Origin of the sequence: Desertimonas flava, assembly GCF_003426815.1 — a bacterium.
GTDB classification, from domain to species: Bacteria; Actinomycetota; Acidimicrobiia; order Acidimicrobiales; family Ilumatobacteraceae; genus Desertimonas; species Desertimonas flava.
In genome coordinates this window covers 209,102-226,795 of record NZ_QKYK01000002.1, presented here as the reverse complement: position 1 = coordinate 226,795, position 17,694 = coordinate 209,102, and the positions used below count along the sequence as shown (strand labels likewise).

At 70.2% G+C, this 17,694-nt stretch carries 15 protein-coding genes; 9 read left to right on the top strand and 6 right to left on the bottom strand.

Annotated elements, in window-relative coordinates; genetic code table 11:
• Nucleotides 1-12: 12 nt before the first annotated feature.
• Nucleotides 13-717 (bottom strand): hypothetical protein, encoded by a 705-nt coding sequence (locus DN771_RS03655; protein WP_162941491.1) that lies wholly within the window; start codon nt 715-717, stop codon nt 13-15.
• A gap of 134 nt (nt 718-851) precedes the next feature.
• On the opposite strand from DN771_RS03655, the gene DN771_RS03650 reads away from it, so the two are divergent.
• Entirely contained in the window at nt 852-1,562 is a 711-nt protein-coding gene (locus DN771_RS03650; RefSeq protein ID WP_116995964.1) for a phosphorylase family protein, read from the top strand.
• 3 nt (nt 1,563-1,565) lie between these two features.
• On the opposite strand, the gene DN771_RS03645 is transcribed toward DN771_RS03650, so the two are convergent.
• Nucleotides 1,566-2,948, bottom strand: a complete 1,383-nt coding sequence (locus DN771_RS03645; protein WP_162941490.1) for a serine/threonine-protein kinase — start codon at nt 2,946-2,948, stop codon at nt 1,566-1,568.
• Nucleotides 2,949-3,016: 68 nt separating this feature from the next.
• On the opposite strand from DN771_RS03645, the gene DN771_RS03640 reads away from it, so the two are divergent.
• The gene (locus DN771_RS03640) at nt 3,017-3,871 is read left to right on the top strand and encodes an acyl-CoA thioesterase (protein ID WP_116995962.1); all 855 of its coding nucleotides are present in this window, start codon (nt 3,017-3,019) and stop codon (nt 3,869-3,871) included.
• A 97-nt stretch (nt 3,872-3,968) separates the two neighbouring features.
• Here the strand turns inward: DN771_RS03640 and DN771_RS03635 are convergent, their stop codons facing one another.
• From DN771_RS03635 to DN771_RS03625, 3 genes are all read right to left on the bottom strand, one after another.
• Complete coding sequence (locus DN771_RS03635; RefSeq protein WP_116995961.1) at nt 3,969-4,955, bottom strand: malate dehydrogenase; 987 nt, start codon at nt 4,953-4,955, stop codon at nt 3,969-3,971.
• Nucleotides 4,956-5,125: 170 nt separating this feature from the next.
• Nucleotides 5,126-5,566, bottom strand: a complete 441-nt coding sequence (locus DN771_RS03630; protein ID WP_116995960.1) for a nuclear transport factor 2-like protein — start codon at nt 5,564-5,566, stop codon at nt 5,126-5,128.
• A 96-nt stretch (nt 5,567-5,662) separates the two neighbouring features.
• Nucleotides 5,663-6,148, bottom strand: coding sequence for an Lrp/AsnC family transcriptional regulator (locus DN771_RS03625; protein ID WP_116995959.1), 486 nt, complete (start codon nt 6,146-6,148; stop codon nt 5,663-5,665).
• 59 nt (nt 6,149-6,207) lie between these two features.
• Between DN771_RS03625 and DN771_RS03620 the strand changes: the two genes are divergently transcribed.
• The 7 genes from DN771_RS03620 to DN771_RS03590 all read left to right on the top strand — a co-directional run bounded on the left by DN771_RS03620 (nt 6,208) and on the right by DN771_RS03590 (nt 15,545).
• Nucleotides 6,208-7,521: a thiamine pyrophosphate-dependent dehydrogenase E1 component subunit alpha gene (locus DN771_RS03620; protein WP_116995958.1), complete on the top strand. Its 1,314-nt coding sequence runs from the start codon at nt 6,208-6,210 to the stop codon at nt 7,519-7,521.
• A 118-nt stretch (nt 7,522-7,639) separates the two neighbouring features.
• The gene (locus tag DN771_RS03615; protein ID WP_116995957.1) at nt 7,640-8,653 is read left to right on the top strand and encodes an alpha-ketoacid dehydrogenase subunit beta; all 1,014 of its coding nucleotides are present in this window, start codon (nt 7,640-7,642) and stop codon (nt 8,651-8,653) included.
• Between the two features lie 97 nt (nt 8,654-8,750).
• Nucleotides 8,751-10,256 (top strand): dihydrolipoamide acetyltransferase family protein, encoded by a 1,506-nt coding sequence (locus tag DN771_RS03610; protein ID WP_205528400.1) that lies wholly within the window; start codon nt 8,751-8,753, stop codon nt 10,254-10,256.
• A 124-nt stretch (nt 10,257-10,380) separates the two neighbouring features.
• Nucleotides 10,381-11,778: a dihydrolipoyl dehydrogenase gene (gene lpdA, locus DN771_RS03605; RefSeq protein WP_116996155.1), complete on the top strand. Its 1,398-nt coding sequence runs from the start codon at nt 10,381-10,383 to the stop codon at nt 11,776-11,778.
• A 182-nt stretch (nt 11,779-11,960) separates the two neighbouring features.
• On the top strand, nt 11,961-12,416 hold the full coding sequence (locus DN771_RS03600) for a helix-turn-helix transcriptional regulator (RefSeq protein ID WP_116995956.1): 456 nt from the start codon (nt 11,961-11,963) through the stop codon (nt 12,414-12,416).
• A gap of 5 nt (nt 12,417-12,421) precedes the next feature.
• Nucleotides 12,422-12,832, top strand: coding sequence for a VOC family protein (locus DN771_RS03595; RefSeq protein WP_205528399.1), 411 nt, complete (start codon nt 12,422-12,424; stop codon nt 12,830-12,832).
• A gap of 310 nt (nt 12,833-13,142) precedes the next feature.
• Nucleotides 13,143-15,545: an ATP-binding cassette domain-containing protein gene (locus DN771_RS03590; protein ID WP_116995954.1), complete on the top strand. Its 2,403-nt coding sequence runs from the start codon at nt 13,143-13,145 to the stop codon at nt 15,543-15,545.
• A gap of 72 nt (nt 15,546-15,617) precedes the next feature.
• Here DN771_RS03590 and DN771_RS03585 read toward each other — a convergent pair whose 3' ends face one another.
• Nucleotides 15,618-17,687 (bottom strand): acyltransferase family protein, encoded by a 2,070-nt coding sequence (locus tag DN771_RS03585; protein WP_116995953.1) that lies wholly within the window; start codon nt 17,685-17,687, stop codon nt 15,618-15,620.
• Nucleotides 17,688-17,694: the final 7 nt, after the last annotated feature.

Here is a 17,694-nt window from a genome sequence, read left to right as displayed (position 1 = left end):
TCCGCGATCCGGCTAGCGCATGCGGCCGAGCCGGCGCAGGTCGCCGAGGCTCGATCCGAGCGTCGACCTGACGACTCCGCCCACCAGCACGAGCACGCCGATCGTCATCAGCACCCCACCGCCGGTGATCACGGCCGACGACGTGATCCACGGCTTCGCCGACTCCCAGAGCGAATCGGCCTCGTCGATGCCGATCGACGACACGGCCGGTGCCTCGCCGGCGACGGTCACGGCGTACATGCCGTCGGTCGGTGCGGTGAACTCGTAGATGCCCACGGCGTCGAGCCCGGGCGTGCTCGACAACCGGTCATGCCCCGGCTGCTCGAGGACGACCACGGCGCCGTCGGGACCGGTGATCGTGACCACTGGCTCGGTGAACGGAATACGACTGACCGTGTAGCCACCGGCGTCGGAGGACATCCCGCTCACGGCGACCAGCGTGTCGCCGAGGGCGACCACCTGGTAGCGATCGGCGTCGAGCTCGACGGTGCCGTTGCCGGGCACGCCGACGCTGAGATCGAGATCCCGTTGCGGGTCGATGCCGTCCTGGACGGATTCGAAGGCGTTGACGCCCATCAGGACGAAGCCACCGATGAAGGCGGCCACGCCGACGACGAGTACGGCGATGCCCAGCCTGACGAGACCGCGGCCGCGACGGCGGGTCGGTGACGCAGTGGTCGCCGCGCCGAACCCGAGGTCGTCCGCTCCGATCGCCATCCGTAGTGATCCGTTTCGTCCCATGGTGACGATGGTGACGATGGTGTCGCGCCGGCGCATCGGGCACCTCCTCATTCGATGCCTTATGCCTGGCTCGTGCGGCCCCCAGCCGGCGGAGGGTTACCCTCCTCGCCGTGCCGATCCACCTGCGCGCCGACGCCGGCGACTACGCCCCCGCCGTCCTCTGTCCTGGCGACCCGCGCCGGGCCACCTACATCGCCGAGACGTTCTTCGATGCCGGCGCCCGGTTGGTCAACGAAGAACGCGGGATGCTCGGCTACACCGGCACGTTCGAAGGCCGGCCGATCAGCGTGCAGTCCACGGGCATGGGGTGCCCGAGCGCCGGCATCGTGTACGAGGAGCTCGTGCAGTTGGGCGTCACCCGGATGATCCGCGTCGGCACGTGTGGCGCCATCGCCGACGGCCTGCAGATGGCCGACACCGTGGTCGCCGTCTCGGCGTCGGCGGTCGACACCACCGCGCTGCAGTACGCCGGGATGAACCATGCGCCGACGGCGACGTTCTCGCTGGCGACGGCGGCCATGCGGGCCAGCAGCGAGTCGGGGGCCCGCACGCATGCCGGCGCCGTGATCACCAGCGCCCTCTTCTACGATCCCGATGAGACCAACATCGCCACGTGGAAGCGCCTGGGGCACCTCGCCATCGAGATGGAGGCGGCCATGCTCTACACGATCGCGGCCGTGCACCGGGTGGAGGCCCTGGCGATGATGACCGTCAGCGACCTGGTGTCGACGGGCGAGAGCATCCGCATCAGCGAGGACGAGCTCAAGCGCGGGGTCGACGAGATGATGAAGACGGCCTGTCGGATCGCGGTCGAGGACTGACCGCTACTGGCGGCCGCCGTTGCCGGGACCGTCGGCGATCGGTTCCAGCACGGGACGGATGACGTCGAGCGCACCAGCGGCCAGCTCGCCGCTCGCGGCCCACTCCTCGGCGTCCTCGAGCAGCTCCGCGGCCCGGTCGCTGGCTTTGCGCCCGCGGCCGAGATCCTCGAGACGCTCGATGATCTCGGGCGTGCGTGATCCCGACCCGCCGGGGTCGGCATCCAGCCATGCGACGAGCTGATCCACCGTCTGGGGCGTCTCCGCCGCCTCGTCGCCCGGACCAGGGCCAGGAGCGGCCGCGGCGGGCGGCGCAGGCGACGTGTTGGTCGTCGGCGGCGTGGTGGGCGCAGTCGTCGGTGGCGAGGTCGTCGGAGCCGCGCTCGTGCTCACCGGGCTCGTGGTCGTCGCGCCGCCGGTCTCCGGGTCATCGTCTCCGCCGATGACGACCAGCGTGGCGACGACTCCTGCGATGAGCGCGGCCGCCACCGCAACGAGCCACCATCGCCCGCCACCGGCGCGCGGCCGTCCCGTCGGCATCACCTCGGTGGCGGCGAGCGGGACGGACGATGCGGCGCTGGGACCCGATCGGGCGAGCGCCGCCTGCATCTCGCGCGCCGAGACGAATCGGCGTGCCGGGTCCTTGTCGAGGGCGCGGGCGACCACGGCGGCCAGCGCAGGTGACGTCGACGGGGCGGCGGCGCGGACGTCGGGGGCCGGCTCGTTGACGTGCGCCATCGCCGTGGCCATCGCCGATCCCTTGTCGAACGGCGGGCGGCCGGTGAGCATCTCGAACAGCACGATGCCGACCGCATAGACGTCGCTTGCCACGCCACCGGGCTCTCCGGCGAGCGTCTCCGGCGCGAGATACTTGGGGGTGCCGAGGTGCTGGCCGGTCGCGGTGAGACCTCCGGTGACCTCGTCGAGGCGGCGGGCGATCCCGAAGTCGGCGAGCTTGACGTCCCCGTTTGCGCCGAGCAGCACGTTGGACGGCTTCACATCGCGATGCACGATGCCGGCGGCGTGGGCCTCGGCGAGCGCCTCGAGGACCGCGGCAGCGACTCGAACCGCCTCCGGCTCGGGCACGGGACTGGAGGCGATGCGGTCGGCCAGCGTGATCCCGTCGACGATCTCCATCACGAGGTAGATCGAGCCGTCGCCCTCGCCCGCGTCATGGAGGGTCACGACGTTGGGATGGCGAAGGCGCGCCGTGGCGCGCGCCTCGCGCACCACCCGCTCCCGCTCGGGGGCCGCGAGACCCTCGACAGGCACGAGCTTGATCGCGACCTGCCGGTGGAGGCGGGTGTCCCACGCCGACCACACGGCACCCATGCCTCCGGTGCCCACCAGCTCGGTGAGCTGATAGCGCTCTGCGAACAGCGACGCCACCGGGACGACCATAGCCAGGCCGTCCCAGGGGTTGGCACCGGCCTAAGTTCTCTGGTAGAACTCAGGGGGTGACGGTCACCGCATCCCCACTCGAAGGTTCCACCGTTTCGTTCGCCTCCGCCATCCAGGTCACGCCGGACGGTCCCGGCCGCTTCGCGGCCGATCTGAGCCCGGCATGGGCGTCGCTCGTGGGCATCCACGGTGGCTACTGCTCGGCCATCGTCGCTCGAGCGATCGCCGCGTCGGTGACCGACCCGGCGCGCCCGACCCGCAGCGTCTCCACCCAGTTCGTCAGCGTGCCGGCGCCCGGGCCCGCCGAGGTCGATGTCACCATCGAGCGCTCCGGCCGGACCGCCACGTTCGCCCGGGCCCGGCTCACCCAGGAAGGCCGTGTCCGCCTCGTGGTGTCGGCCGTGCTGGCCGGCGGGCGCCCTGGCACCGACTACGACGATCGCCCCCGGCCCGCCATGGTGCCCGCCACCCCGCCCGCCGGACTCGGGCGCATCGCCCCGCCCCCCGAGGCGATGCGCCCCGACCGGGTGAGCCACTTCGACAACAGCGAGCTCATCCTCGACCCCGACACGGTCCCGTTCGGGTCGCAGGACCGCTCGCGCCTGGCGGGCTGGCTCCGCCCCCTCGATGGAGAGGCGATCACGGCCGAGTGGATCGTCTGCGCGATGGACTTCTTCCCGCCGGCCGTCTTCTCCCGCCTCGACCATCCGGTGCCGGCGGCGACGGTCGACTTCACCGTCCACGTGCTGGCGTCCGACCTGGGGGCCCTGGCCCCGGCCGGCGCCCACGTCTACGCCGAGATGGAGGCGACGGCCTCGGCCGACGGCTACACCGTCGAGTCGGGCCGCATGTGGGCCCCCGACGGAACGACCCTCGCCACCTCGCACCAGCTCCGCCTCGCGGGCGGCTGACGCCGGTTCCCTCGTTGCCGCCGGAACGCGACCGGAGGGGTCGCTCGCACCCGTGGGCACGAGCGACCCCTCCGGACCGCGACTGACTCAGATCAGGTCAGATCAGGCCGAGTTCGGCGACGGCGTCGCGCTCCTCGACGAGCTCGGCGGCCGAGGCGTCGATCTTGCCCCGGCTGTAGTCGTCGATCTCGAGGCCCTGGACGATCGAGTACTCGCCGTCCTTGCAGGTGACCGGGAAGCTGGAGATGATCCCCTCGGGCACGCCGTAGCTGCCGTCGGACACGATGCCCATCGACACCCAGTCGCCCTCGGGCGTGCCGAGCGACCACGACCGGATGTGGTCGACCGCGGCGTTGGCCGCCGAGGCGGCCGACGACGCGCCGCGGGCCTCGATGATCGCCGCGCCGCGCTTGGCGACGGTGGGGATGAAGGTTCCGTCGACCCACTCGTGGTCGCCGACCGCCTCGTAGGCGTTCTTGCCGCCGACCTCGGCGTGGAACAGGTCGGGGTACTGCGTCGTGGAGTGGTTGCCCCAGATCGTCATCTTCTTGACGTCGTTGACGCTCGTGCCGAGCTTGGTGGCGATCTGCGTCACGGCCCGGTTGTGGTCGAGGCGGGTCATCGCCGTGAAGCGGCCGGGATCGAGGTCGGCGGCGTTGCGCTGGGCGATGAGGGCGTTGGTGTTGGCCGGGTTGCCGACGACGAGCACCTTCACGTCGCGCTTGGCACTGCGCGACAGCGCTTCGCCCTGCGGCTTGAAGATGCCGCCGTTGGCCGACAGCAGGTCGGACCGCTCCATGCCGGCCTTGCGCGGCATCGCGCCCACCAGCAGGGCGACGTCGGCATCACCGAACGCCACGTCGGCGTCGTCGGTGGTGATGATCTCGGTGAGCAGCGGGAACGCGCAGTCGTCGAGCTCCATCTTCACGCCGTTGAGCGCGCCGAGGGCCGGCGTGATCTCGAGCAGCTGCAGGGCGACGGGCGTGTCGGGGCCGAGCATCGAGCCCGACGCGATTCGGAACAACAGGCTGTAACCGATCTGACCGGCGGCTCCGGTGACGGCGACACGTACGGGGGTTGTCATGAGCCGAAGGTTACGGGCCACGCTCCGCCGTCACGAAGCCGGTGCATCCATTCTGCCGGAGCAGAAACGCCGTGTGAGGGCCTTTTCGCGCCACCAGAGCAGCGGCGCTGGTTCTGGGTGAGCCGAAAGACCGTGCGACGGCGTCTTCGCGCCGGCAGAACTCCCGGTCGTCAGCCGGCCTGCATCGCCTCCAGCGCGGCCTTCATCTGGGCATGGACGGCGTTGATGGCCTGGAGGGGCCGGATCATCACGCGGAACTCGACGATCTGACCATCCGGGTTGCAGCGGATGATGTCGACACCGTTGAGGTACTTGCCCTCGATCGACGACTCGAACTCGAGCACGGCGGTGTCGCCGGCCAGGACCTGCTTGGTGTAGTGGAACTTCCCCGCGCCGTGTCCATTCCCGTCGGCGGCGTCGTTGCCTCCGAGCGTCGCACCGGCGGCCGTGAGATACATCGTCGTCACCGCCTTGCCCTGCTGGGGTGTGTAGACGATCGGCGAGTAGAACACCACGTCGTCGGCGAGCAGATCCTCGAGCGCCCCCGGCGTCTCCCCGCTGATGAACCCGTGCCAGCGGGCGATGACGTCGATGATCGGGTCGGTCTGCATCAGCCAGTTCTAGCGTGCCTGCGGGCCGCGAGATCTCGTCGCGACGGAGTGCGTCCGGTGTCCGGCGTGGACATCGCCCGGCTCGCGTCCGACGGCTCAGGCGCCGTCGTCGGGGAGGACGTCGACGACCGTGCGGCGGCGGTGCTCGAAGACGATCGACGTGCGCTCGTCGGCGACGCCTTCGAGGCCGGCGATCTTGGCCAGCACGACCGAACGGAGATGGTCGGCGTCGGCCACGCCGAGGTGGACGAGGACGTCGTCGGCGCCCGACAGGAGGTAGACGCCGAGGACCTCCGGCAACGCCTCGAGGCTGGCGACGAGACGGTCGATGCCGTCGGCGGTCTTCGGGTGCAGCCGCAGCGTCACCATGGCTTGGAGGTCCCGCCCCAACGCGGCGAGCGACACGTCGGCGTGGTAGCCGGTGACCACGCCGCGCCGTTCGAGCTCGCGGACCCGGTCGAGTGTGGTGGACTGGGCGAGTCCCGCGGCCTCCGCCAAGGCCTTGTTGGTCTGCCGCGCATTCGACTGGAGTTGCAATAGAATCTGGCGATCGGCCGGTGAAATATTCGGACGTCCAACCATTCTCCGAAATCTATCCGGATGAGTTGACGTCCTGCCGCATCTTTGCCAAGCTCCGAACGATGAGCGGCCCTGTGGGGACACCGGACAGCCCAGCGCCGGACAGCCCAGCGCCGGGGAACCCGGCGTCGAACACCGGCGCCCGCACCCCCCGGCTCAACGTCCCCGAACCCGGCACGCGCCACGGCGAGGCGTTGAAGTTCGACGATCTCGCCATCGAGGGCTACCCGGCCGAACCGGGTGGCGCCGAGCGGCCGCCGATCGATGTCGAGGGCTGGCCGATCCGCAAGATGTCGTTCAGCCTCATCCGCGTCCTCGACGACGAGGGCAACGCCGTCGGCCCGTGGGCCGGCTCGCTGACGCCGGAGCAGCTGATCGAGGGGCTCGAGGACATGCTCCTGGTGCGAGCGTTCGACGCCCGCATGCTGCGCTCGCAACGCCAGGGCAAGACGTCGTTCTACATGCAGTCGCTCGGCGAGGAGGCGATCGCCTGCGCGCATCGCAAGGCCCTCTCCCCCGGGGACATGAACTTCCCGACGTACCGCCAACAGGGTCTGCTGATCGCCGACGACTATCCGCTGGTGACGATGATCAACCAGATCTACTCGAACCGTCACGACCCGATGAAGGGTCACCAGCTGCCCGTGATGTACTCCTCGAAGGAGCACGGCTTCTTCACGCTCTCGGGCAACCTCGCCACGCAGTACATCCAGGCCGTCGGCTGGGCGATGGCGTCGGCGATCCGGGGTGACGACAAGGTGGCCTCTGCGTGGATCGGCGACGGGGCCACCGCCGAGTCCGACTTCCACGCCGGCCTCGTGTTCGCATCCACCTATCAGGCGCCGGTCGTGCTGAACATCGTCAACAACCAGTGGGCGATCTCGACCTTCCAGGGCATGGCCCGCGGCGAGGTCGCCACGTTCGCCGCCAAGGGACTCGGGTTCGGCATTCCGTCGCTGCGTGTCGACGGCAACGACTACCTCGCCGTGCACGCCGTGTCGAAGTGGGCCGTCGACCGCGCCCGGGCCGGCCACGGCCCGACGCTGATCGAGTGGGTCACGTACCGCGCCGGCGCCCACTCGACGTCGGACGATCCGTCGGCGTATCGACCCGCCGGGGAGGCGGCGGCCTGGCCCCTCGGCGACCCGATCGACCGCCTGTGCCGGCACCTCGTGCGCATCGGGGCGTGGGACGCGGAACGTCACGCCGCCGCCGTCGAGGCCGCCGAGACGGCCGTGCGTGAGGCCGAGGCCACCGCCGAGTCCTACGGCACGCTGCGCTCCGACGACGCCGCGTCGCCGGCCGACATCTTCGACGACCTCTACGCCGTCGCCCCGCCCCACATCCGCCGCCAACGCCAGCAGCTCGGGTACTGACCATGTGCGCCACCCCGCTCTCTCATCCGAGTACTGAACGTCACCCGAGTACCGAGCGCCCCGGATTGGGCCCTTCCGTACTCGGATGGGCAGGCGTCTGCCCCGGGGAGGCGGGTCGATGACGTCGCGCACGATGATCGAGGCGATCCGTGACGGCCACGCCGTGGCGATGGAACGGGACGACCGGGTGGTGGTGTTCGGCGAGGACGTCGGGTACTTCGGCGGCGTGTTCCGTTGCACCGCCGGCCTGCAGGAGCGCTTCGGCAAGCACCGCTGCTTCGACGCCCCCATCAACGAGTCGGGCATCGTCGGGGCGGCGATCGGCATGGCGGCGTACGGCCTGCGGCCGTGCGTCGAGATCCAGTTCGCCGACTACGTGTATCCCGGCTACGACCAGATCGTCTCCGAGGCCGCCCGCCTGCGCCACCGGTCCGCCGGCGACTTCACGGCGCCGCTGGTCATCCGCATGCCGAGCGGTGGCGGCATCTTCGGCGGCCAGACCCACTCGCAGAGCCCCGAAGCCCTGTTCACCCACGTCGCCGGGCTGAAGACGGTGGTGCCGTCCAACCCCTACGACGCCAAGGGTCTGCTGATCGCGGCGATCGAAGACGACGACCCGGTGATCATCTTCGAGCCCAAGCGCCTCTACAACGGCCCGTTCGACGGCCACCACGATCGGCCGATCGTGCCCTGGTCCAAGCATCCGCTGGGCGACGTCCCCGACGGTCACTACACCGTGCCGCTCGGCGAGGCCCGCATCCATCGCCCGGGTACCGACGTCACCGTGGTCACGTACGGCACCACCGTCTTCGTCGCCGAGGCCGCCGCCGACGAGACGGGCATCGACGCCGAGGTGATCGATCTGCGGTCGCTGATCCCGCTCGACCTCGACACGATCGTCGCCTCGGTGCAGAAGACGGGGCGATGCGTCGTCCTCCACGAGGCCACGCTCACGTCGGGCTTCGGCGCCGAGCTCGCCGCGCTCGTGCAGGAGCACGCGTTCTACTCCCTCGAAGCCCCCGTCGTGCGCGTCGCCGGTTGGGACACGCCCTATCCCCACGCCCAGGAGTGGGCGTACTTCCCCGGCCCCGAGCGGGTCGGTGCGGCGCTGAAGTCGGTGATGTCGGCATGACGACCCCCTCCCCGTTCGCGGCACCCCAGGTCTCTCATCCGAGTACTGGACGTCGCCCGAGTATGGAAGGGCCGGAAACGGGACCTTCCGTACTCGGATGGACGAACGGTGCGCCGTGGGGGGTGTCGTGAGCGAGCGGGTGGTGAAGGTGCCCGATGTCGGCGAAGGCGTGGCCGAGGCCGAGCTCGTGGAATGGCACGTGTCGGTGGGCGACGTCGTCACCGCCGATCAGACGCTCGCCGACGTGATGACCGACAAGGCGACCGTGGAGATCCCCGCCCCCGTGGCCGGCACGGTCACGTGGCGGGCCGGCGAACCCGGCGACGTGCTCGCGGTGGGCAGCGAGCTGGTTCGCATCGCGACAGACGCCGGCGCCGGATCGGCGAACGGCGACACCGCCGCCCCGGAGCCATCGACGACGGCACCCACCACCACGGAGCCCGCCGCCACGGAGGCGGCCAACGACTCCGATGCCGAGGGCACAGCGACGCCCGATTCGGGAGCGTCGACGTCGGCGCCGAGCGCGGCGCCGACGCCCGCTGCGCCGTCACGATCGGCGAGCGCACCGCCCCGCTCGACCCAGGCGCCGACCACCCGCTCGTCGGGCGTGCCTGGGGATGCAGCGCTCTCCGCAGGGCGCCCGCTCCACGATGTCACCGCGCGCCCGCAGGCCGCCCCGGCCGTGCGCCTGCGCGCCCGGACCGCCGGCATCGACCTGCGCTTCGTACCTGGCACCGGCCCTGGTGGGCGGGTCACCCACGACGATCTCGACCGCTACGCCGCCGACACCACGATCGGTCGGGCCGTCACATCCGGGAGCGCCACCGTGGTCGCCGACGACACCGTCGACGACATCAAGCTGATCGGTCTGCGCAAGCGCATCGCCCAGCGCATGGCCCAGGCCAACCGCATCCCCCACATCAGCTACGTCGACGAGGTCGACCTCACGCTCCTCCAGCAGTTGCGGGAGTCGCTCAACGCCGAGGCCGCCACGGCCGGCCGTCCCCGACTGACGGTGCTGCCGTTCCTCGTGGGGGCGATCGTCGAGGCGGTTCGCGAGCACCCGACGTTCAACGCCCACTTCGACGACAGCGCCGGCAACGGCACGGCAGACGGCATGGCCGATGGCACGGGCACACTGCGGGTGCACCACGGCGTGCACGTCGGCATCGCCACGCAGACCGACAACGGGCTGCTCGTGCCGGTCCTGCGCCACGCCGAGACGCTCGACCTGTTCCAGATCGCCGCCGAGATCGAGCGCCTCGCCACGGCGGCCCGCGACGGCTCGGCGACGTCCGCCGAGCTGAGCGGCTCGACGATCACGATCACGTCGCTCGGCGCGCTCGGCGGGCTTGCCACGACGCCGATCATCAACCACCCGGAGGTCGCCATCGTCGGGGTCAACAAGCTGCAGACCCGCCCCATGTGGGACGGGTCGACAGGCGCAGGCGCCGAGGCTGGGCCGTTCGTGCCTCGCCAGATGATGAACCTGTCGTCGAGCTTCGACCATCGCATCGTCGACGGCTGGGATGCCGCACAGTTCGTGCAGGTCATCCGGCGACGCCTCGAGTCTCCCGCTCCGCTGCTGATCGGACCCCGATGACCCCAACCGACAGTGACCGTGGGCTGGGCCCCGATCTGGGCGCGATCCGTGACGCTCAGCGTCACGATCCGCGCCCAGAAGCGAGAATGGCACGATCCAGCCCCAGATCGTGGAGGGCACGACGGTGAGCACTGCGGAGCCGTACTCGACGTGTGAGGCGCTGGTGATCGGCGGTGGGCCGGGCGGCTATGTCGCCGCCATCCGCCTCGCCCAGCACGGCCTCGACACCGTCCTCGTCGACGCCGGCCCGGGGGGCAGCAAGCCCGGCGCGCTCGGCGGCACGTGCCTCAACGTCGGCTGCATCCCGTCGAAGGCGCTGATCCACGAGGCCAACGACTTCGCCATCGTCAGCGCGGCGGTGAAGGGTGGTCGCTACGGGCTCACCTCGTCGACGGCCACCGCCGACATGGCCGACACCACCGCCACCGTGCGCGGCGTCGTCCAACGACTCACCGGCGGCGTGGCCTCGCTCGTGAAGCGAGCCGGCGTGCGCAGCATCACCGGACGGGCCGACATCGTCGATGGCAAGACCGTCACGATCACCGCTGCCGGTGACGACGGCGCCGAGTCCGTCGAGACCGTGCGGACCAAGCACCTCCTGATCGCCACGGGGTCCCGCCCGACCGAGCTGCCGTTCCTGCCGTTCGACGGCGAGCGGGTCATCAGCTCGACCGAAGCGCTGTTCCTCGACACGCTGCCGTCCCGCCTGGCCATCGTCGGCGCCGGCTACATCGGCCTCGAGCTGGGCACGGCGTTCGCCAAGCTCGGCACCGGCGTCACCGTCGTCGAGCTCGAGGGACGCATCCTGCCGCTCTACGACGAGCAGCTCACCAAGCCGGTGGCCGCCCGCCTGCGTGATCTCGGCGTCGACGTGCGCCTCGGCGTCTCGGCCGACACGCTCGACCCGGCCGAGTACGACAAGGTGCTCGTCACCGTGGGCCGTTCCCCGGTCACCACCGGGTTCGGCCTCGAGACGCTGGACCTGGCGATGGACGGCCGGTACATCGCGGTCGACGAGGAGGGCCGCACGTCGATGAACGGCGTGTGGGCCATCGGCGACGTCACCGGCGAGCCGATGCTGGCCCACCGGGCGATGGCCCAGGGCGAGGTGGTCGCCGATCGCATCGCCGGAATCGGAGAGGAGTTGGCCGGCCGGGTGATCCCTGCGGTGTGCTACACCGACCCCGAGATCGTCACCGCCGGCCTGCTCCCCGACCAGGCCACCGACGCCGGCATCGATGCGATCGTCGCCACGGCGAACTTCATGGGCAACGGACGAGCGCTCACCCTGGGGCGGCGGGACGGCTTCGTGCGGGTGGTTGCCCGGCGCGACACGCACGCCGTCGTCGGTCTCCAGGCCGTGGGGGCCGAAGTGTCCGAGTTCGCCACCACCTTCGCCACCGCGTTGGAGATGGGCTGCGTGCTCGAGGATCTCGCCACGGTCGTGCCGGCACATCCCACGCTGGGCGAGGCCCTGCAGGAAGCCGTCTTCACGGCACTCGGCCACCGCCTCCACTCCTGACCCGCCCCGCCGCCTCGTTCGTTCTGTTGGCGCGAAGACACCCATCCACGGCCTTTGCGCGCCACCAGAACACGGCCCGGCCTTCTGCTGGCGCGACAACCCCCAACCACGGCCTTTGCGCGCCAGCAGAACGGGCCGAGGCGCGGCCGCGGTCGCTCGGAGCGTCCCGTACGATCGGGCGGGTGACGGAGCGGGCCGACGACACGAAACGCTTGAGCGACCTCGCTCGCCTGCGGAAGGTCCGGGATCGCATGGATCGCGAGTACGCCGAGCCGCTCGACGTCGAGGCCCTGGCCCGCGGCGTGCACATGTCGGCGGGCCATCTGAGCCGGCAGTTCCGAGCGGCCTACGGCGAGTCGCCGTACAGCTATCTGATGACCCGCCGCATCGAGCGGGCGATGGCGCTCTTGCGGCGCGGCGACATGAGCGTGACCGACGTGTGCTTCGCCGTCGGCTGTTCGTCGCTCGGCACCTTCAGCACCCGTTTCACCGAGCTGGTCGGCGTCCCACCGAGCGACTACCGGCGACAGGCGGCGACGACGCGGCCCACCGAGGGGATGCCCCCGTGCGTGGTCCGTCAGGTCACCAGACCGGTCAGGAATCGAGAAGCAACCGTTCCGACCGCACCCGTACGGTGACCGACATGAACATCACGATCCATCAGGCCTTCCTCCCCCACGACGACCATGAAGCCTCCCTCACCTTCTACCGCGACGTGCTCGGCTTCGAGGTGCGCAACGACGTCGAGTACAACGGCATGCACTGGCTGACGGTAGGTCCCCCCAACCAGCCCGAAACGTCCATCGTCCTGTCGCCGCCCGCCGCCGACCCCGGCGTCACCGATGACGAGCGCCGGGTGATCAGCGAGATGATGGCCAAGGGCACGTTCGCCGGGATCAACCTCGCCACGCCCAACCTCACCGAGACGTTCGACCGCCTCCAGGCGGGCGACGTCGACATCGTGCAGGAGCCGACCGAGCAGCCGTGGGGTGTGCGTGACGCCGCCATCCGCGATCCTGCCGGCAACATGATCCGCATCTTCGAGGTCGGTTGATCCACGACCCGCCGTTCTGCCGCAGCCGCAACGACATGCCACAGCCTTGTCGCTCCGACAGAACCACCGGCCCCGTTCTGCTGGCGCGAGAACGACGTGGCACGGCCTTTGCGCTCCAGCAGACGGTCCAGCCTCGTCCCTCGCCCGAGGCTCGCACCCACCACCCGGCCCGGTTCTTCTGGAGCCAGAACGACGGGGCACAGCCTTCTCGCGCCAGCAGAACAATCCGCCCCGTTCTGCTGGAGCCAGAACGACGTGGCACGGCCTCTTCGCTCCAGCAGAACCGATCGACCGCCCGCATGGAGACCCGATGAACGCCCGCACCGACGCTCGAGCCACCAACCGTCAACAGGCCACCGACAGCCAGCACCCCGCCGACCGCCACGATCTGATCCGGGTCCACGGGGCGAGGGTCAACAACCTCCGAGACGTCAGCGTGGAGATCCCCAAGCGCCGGCTGACGGTGTTCACCGGCGTGTCGGGATCGGGCAAGAGCTCGCTGGTGTTCGGCACGATCGCCGCCGAGTCCCAACGGATGATCAACGAGACCTACAGCGCGTTCGTCCAGGGTTTCATGCCGACTCTGGCCCGACCCGACGTCGACGTGCTGGAAGGGCTGACCACGGCGATCATCGTCGACCAGGAGCGCATGGGCGCCAACGTGCGCTCCACCGTCGGCACCGCCACCGATGCCAACGCCTTGCTGCGCATCCTGTTCAGCCGCCTCGGCGAGCCGCACATCGGGCCGCCCAACGCCTTCTCGTTCAACGTCGCCTCCGTCAAAGCCGCCGGATCGATCACCGTCGAGCGAGGATCGAAGAAATCGGAGCGGGTCGAGTTCACCCGCGCCGGGGGCATGTGCCCGCGTTGCGAGGGCATGGGGTCGGTCAACGACTTCGACCTCACCGAGCTGTACGACGACTCCAAGTCGCTCAACGACGGCGCCCTGTCGATCCCCGGCTACAGCATGGACGGCTGGTACGGCCGGATCTTCCGCGGCTGCGGCTACTTCGACCCCGACAAGCCGATCAGCGAGTTCACCGAGAAGGAGTTGCACGACCTGCTGTACCGGGAGCCGACGAAGATCAAGGTCGACGGCATCAACCTCACGTACGCCGGGCTGATCCCGCAGATCCAGAAGTCGTACCTGTCCAAGGACATCGACACGCTGCAGCCGCACGTCCGGGCGTTCGTCGAGCGGGTCGTCACGTTCTCCACCTGCCCCGAGTGCGACGGCACCCGTCTCAACGAGGCGGCGCGTTCGTCGAAGATCGCCGGCATCGGCATCGCCGACGCCTGCGCGATGCAGATCAGCGATCTCGCAGCATGGGTGAGCAAACTCGACGAGCCGACGGTGGCACCGTTGCTCTCCACGCTGCGGCACACGCTCGACTCCTTCGTCGACATCGGCCTCGGCTACCTCAGCCTCGACCGACCGTCGGGCACGCTGTCGGGCGGTGAGGCGCAGCGCACCAAGCTGATCCGTCACCTCGGCTCGTCGCTCACGGACGTCACCTACGTGTTCGACGAGCCGACGATCGGCCTCCATCCGCACGACATCCAGCGGATGAACGACCTGCTGCTCCAGCTGCGCGACAAGGGCAACACCGTGCTGGTGGTGGAGCACAAGCCTGAAGCGATCGCCATCGCCGACCACGTCGTGGACCTTGGCCCGCTCGCCGGCACCGGCGGTGGCGAGGTGGTGTACGAGGGCGACCTCGACGGTCTCCGGGCCAGCGGCACCCTCACCGGCCGCCACCTCGACGACCGGGCGACGCTCAAGCCGACGGTACGCGCCGCGACGGGCGTCATCGAGGTGCGCGGCGCCGACGCCCACAACCTCCAGGATGTCGACGTCGACATCCCGCTCGGTGTGCTCGTCGTCGTCACCGGCGTGGCGGGCTCGGGCAAGAGCTCACTGATCCACGGGTCCGTCGCCGGACGCGAGGGCGTCGTGGCCATCGACCAGGGGGCGATCCGCGGCTCGCGCCGCAGCAACCCGGCCACCTACACCGGCCTGCTCGAGCCGATCCGCAAGGCCTTCACCAAGGCCAACGGCGTGAAGCCGGCGCTGTTCTCCGCCAACTCGGAGGGCGCCTGCCCGACGTGCAACGGCGCCGGCGTGATCTACACCGACCTGGCGATGATGGCCGGCGTGGCCACCACGTGCGAGGACTGCGACGGCAAGCGGTTCCAGGCCGCCGTGCTGGACTACACGCTGGGCGGCCGCAACATCGCCCAAGTCCTCGAGATGTCGGTCGCCGAGGCCGAGCCGTTCTTCGGCGAGGGCGACGCCCGGATCCCCGCCGCCCACACGATCCTCCAGCGGCTCGCCGACGTGGGCCTCGGCTACCTGCGCGTGGGCCAGCCGCTGACCACGCTGTCGGGTGGCGAGCGCCAGCGTTTGAAGCTGGCGACCCGTATGGGCGACAAGGGCGGGGTGTACATCCTCGACGAGCCCACGACCGGCCTGCACCTGGCCGACGTCGAGCAACTGCTCGGCCTCCTCGATCGGCTGGTCGACGCCGGCAAGTCGGTGATCGTGATCGAGCACCACCAGGCGGTGATGGCCCACGCCGATTGGATCATCGACCTCGGCCCCGGTGCCGGCCACGACGGCGGCCGGGTGGTCTTCGAGGGCACGCCCGCCGACCTCGTCGCCGGCCGCTCCACCCTCACCGGCGAGCACCTCGCCGCCTACGTCGCGACCTAACGGTTGGTGCCTGGTACCTCCCGTCAGATCCCACGCGTTGCGGATGGTGCCAGGCACCATCCGTAACGCTCGTCAGGTGAGGCCGAGCTCGGCCTTGAACTGGTTGACCCAGTAGTTGATCGTGTTGGCGTAGTACTCGGCGCCGTTTTCGCCCATGTGGAAGCCGTCGGAGCCATAGCAGTCGTTCTGGTAGCCCTGCTGATCGGCCCACGCGTCGCATTCAGGGGCGAACGTTGCCCAGTTGCCCACCCGAACGTTCGGGTACGTCGCCTGCAGGCCTTGGATCACTTCGTTGTTGGGAGCAATCCACGGCTTCGGATTCGGCATCCAGAGCGTCAGGACGACCACGAGCGGCACGTCCTTCAACGCGGTGAAGAACGCCTCGGCGTCGCGGCTGCCGATCGTGCCATTGGTGCCGAGGTGGACGAGCACCACCTGCGGCAGCGCGCCGGACGCGGCGAGGCCCTGGACGAGCTCGACCTCGGCGGCGAACTGTCGACCTTCCTCGGCGACCACGTTGTCGAACCCGATGTCCTTCAACGCGGCGGCAGCACCGCGCATCACCGAGTCACCGAGGGCGAGCATTCCTCCCGCCGGGACGGGCGGAGCCGCCGTCGTGGTCGGCGCGGCGACCGTGGTGGTGGGGGCGGGGGCCCCGGCGACCGTGGTGGTCGGCTCCGGTGCCACCGTCGGCGTCACCGGCGCCGTCGTCACCGCGGCCGTCGTACCGGTGGTGGCGAGGAGATCTCCGGGATTGGTGACGTCGTCTTCGGCCTCGGCCAGCGACGCCTCGACGTCGTTCAGCTTCACGTCGCCCCCGGCCATGCTGACGGCGCTGAAGCCGAGCAGGGCGACCAAGGCGGTGCCGCCGAGGACCACGGCCTGACGGGGCCGGGGGTCGGAGCGTTCGGTGATCGATCGCCACCAGGCGCCGAGCTGCTGCTTGCGCACCGGCGTCTCGACGACACGGTACGACGCCTCGGTGATCATCACGGTGAGGATCATGGCGATGACGAAGTCGTTGAACGGCAGCTCCTTGCCGGCCTGCTCACGGAGGATCTGGTAGATCGGCCAGTGGAACAGGTAGAGGCCGTACGACCGGGTGCCGATCCAGTTGAACACGGGGTTGCCGAGGATCGGCCCCGCCGCCGCGCCGCGGTGCGTGACGGCGGCCATCACGAGCAAGGTGCAGAGGGCGACGAGCAGGAACCCGCCGCGGAACAACCAGGGATCGCCGCGGCCGTCCTCGTAGGCGACGTGGAGCTTCCAGGCCAGGGCGACGAGGCCGGCCATGCCGACGATGGCCAGCACGTCGAGCTCGCGCCCCCGGTTGCGCAGCGGTCCGCGCATCACGGCGACGGGGCGCCACAGCATGGCGAAGGCCGCACCGATGAGCAGTCCGCTCGCCCGGGTGATGGTGGACAGGTAGAGGGCGTCGTTCTTGACGATCTCACGCCCGCTGATCTCCCACGTGAGGTTCGTCGCCTCGCCGGGCCGGCCACCGGCGAACAGGAGGGCCGTGACCAGAGTGATGGCGAAGGCGGCGCCGATGAGCCATAGGGCGACCGTCGGCAGGCGGCGCCGGCCGAGCCGGATCAGCCCGACCATCACCAGCGGCCACACGAGGTAGAACTGCTCCTCGACGGCGAGGCTCCAGAGGTGGCGGAGCGGCACGAAGTCGAGGCTCGACGTGTACCCCTGGCCAACCCAGATCTGGTACCAGTTCGAGACGTACGTGAGCCCGGCGATGACGTCGCCGCGGATGTTGCCGAGCTGGTCGCGCTTGAAGAGCGCGACGTAGATCATCAAGGAGCCGAGCAGCAGGAACAGGGCAGGCAGCAGCCGCCGGGCGCGGCGCAACCAGAACTGCTTGAGGTCGATGTGCCCGGTCTTCTCGTGCTCGCCGATGAGCAGCAGCGTGATGAGGTACCCGGAGATGACGAAGAACACCTCGACGCCGATGAACCCGCCCGGCACCCACCCGTTGTTGGTGTGGTACAGGATGACGGCGACGACGGCGATGGCGCGCATGCCGTCGAGGCCCGGCAGATAGGGAACGCGCGAGATGGCGGCCCGCGGCGGATTCCACTCGAGCGGGCGGGACGTCAGGTCCCGGGCAGTACGCGGTCGATCCTCGATCATGGAACAC

Bases quoted from the DNA above. Each gene is read 5' to 3' on its own strand.
- DN771_RS03610 (WP_205528400.1), top strand. From the start codon at position 8,751: ATGGACGAACGGTGCGCCGTGGGGGGTGTCGTGAGCGAGCGGGTGGTG.
- DN771_RS03620 (WP_116995958.1), top strand. From the start codon at position 6,208: ATGAGCGGCCCTGTGGGGACACCGGACAGCCCAGCGCCGGACAGCCCA.
- DN771_RS03630 (WP_116995960.1), bottom strand. From the start codon at position 5,566: ATGCAGACCGACCCGATCATCGACGTCATCGCCCGCTGGCACGGGTTC.
- DN771_RS03625 (WP_116995959.1), bottom strand. From the start codon at position 6,148: ATGGTTGGACGTCCGAATATTTCACCGGCCGATCGCCAGATTCTATTG.
- DN771_RS03590 (WP_116995954.1), top strand. From the start codon at position 13,143: ATGAACGCCCGCACCGACGCTCGAGCCACCAACCGTCAACAGGCCACC.
- DN771_RS03655 (WP_162941491.1), bottom strand. From the start codon at position 717: ATGGCGATCGGAGCGGACGACCTCGGGTTCGGCGCGGCGACCACTGCG.
- DN771_RS03595 (WP_205528399.1), top strand. From the start codon at position 12,422: ATGAACATCACGATCCATCAGGCCTTCCTCCCCCACGACGACCATGAA.
- DN771_RS03585 (WP_116995953.1), bottom strand. From the start codon at position 17,687: ATGATCGAGGATCGACCGCGTACTGCCCGGGACCTGACGTCCCGCCCG.
- DN771_RS03615 (WP_116995957.1), top strand. From the start codon at position 7,640: ATGACGTCGCGCACGATGATCGAGGCGATCCGTGACGGCCACGCCGTG.
- DN771_RS03635 (WP_116995961.1), bottom strand. From the start codon at position 4,955: ATGACAACCCCCGTACGTGTCGCCGTCACCGGAGCCGCCGGTCAGATC.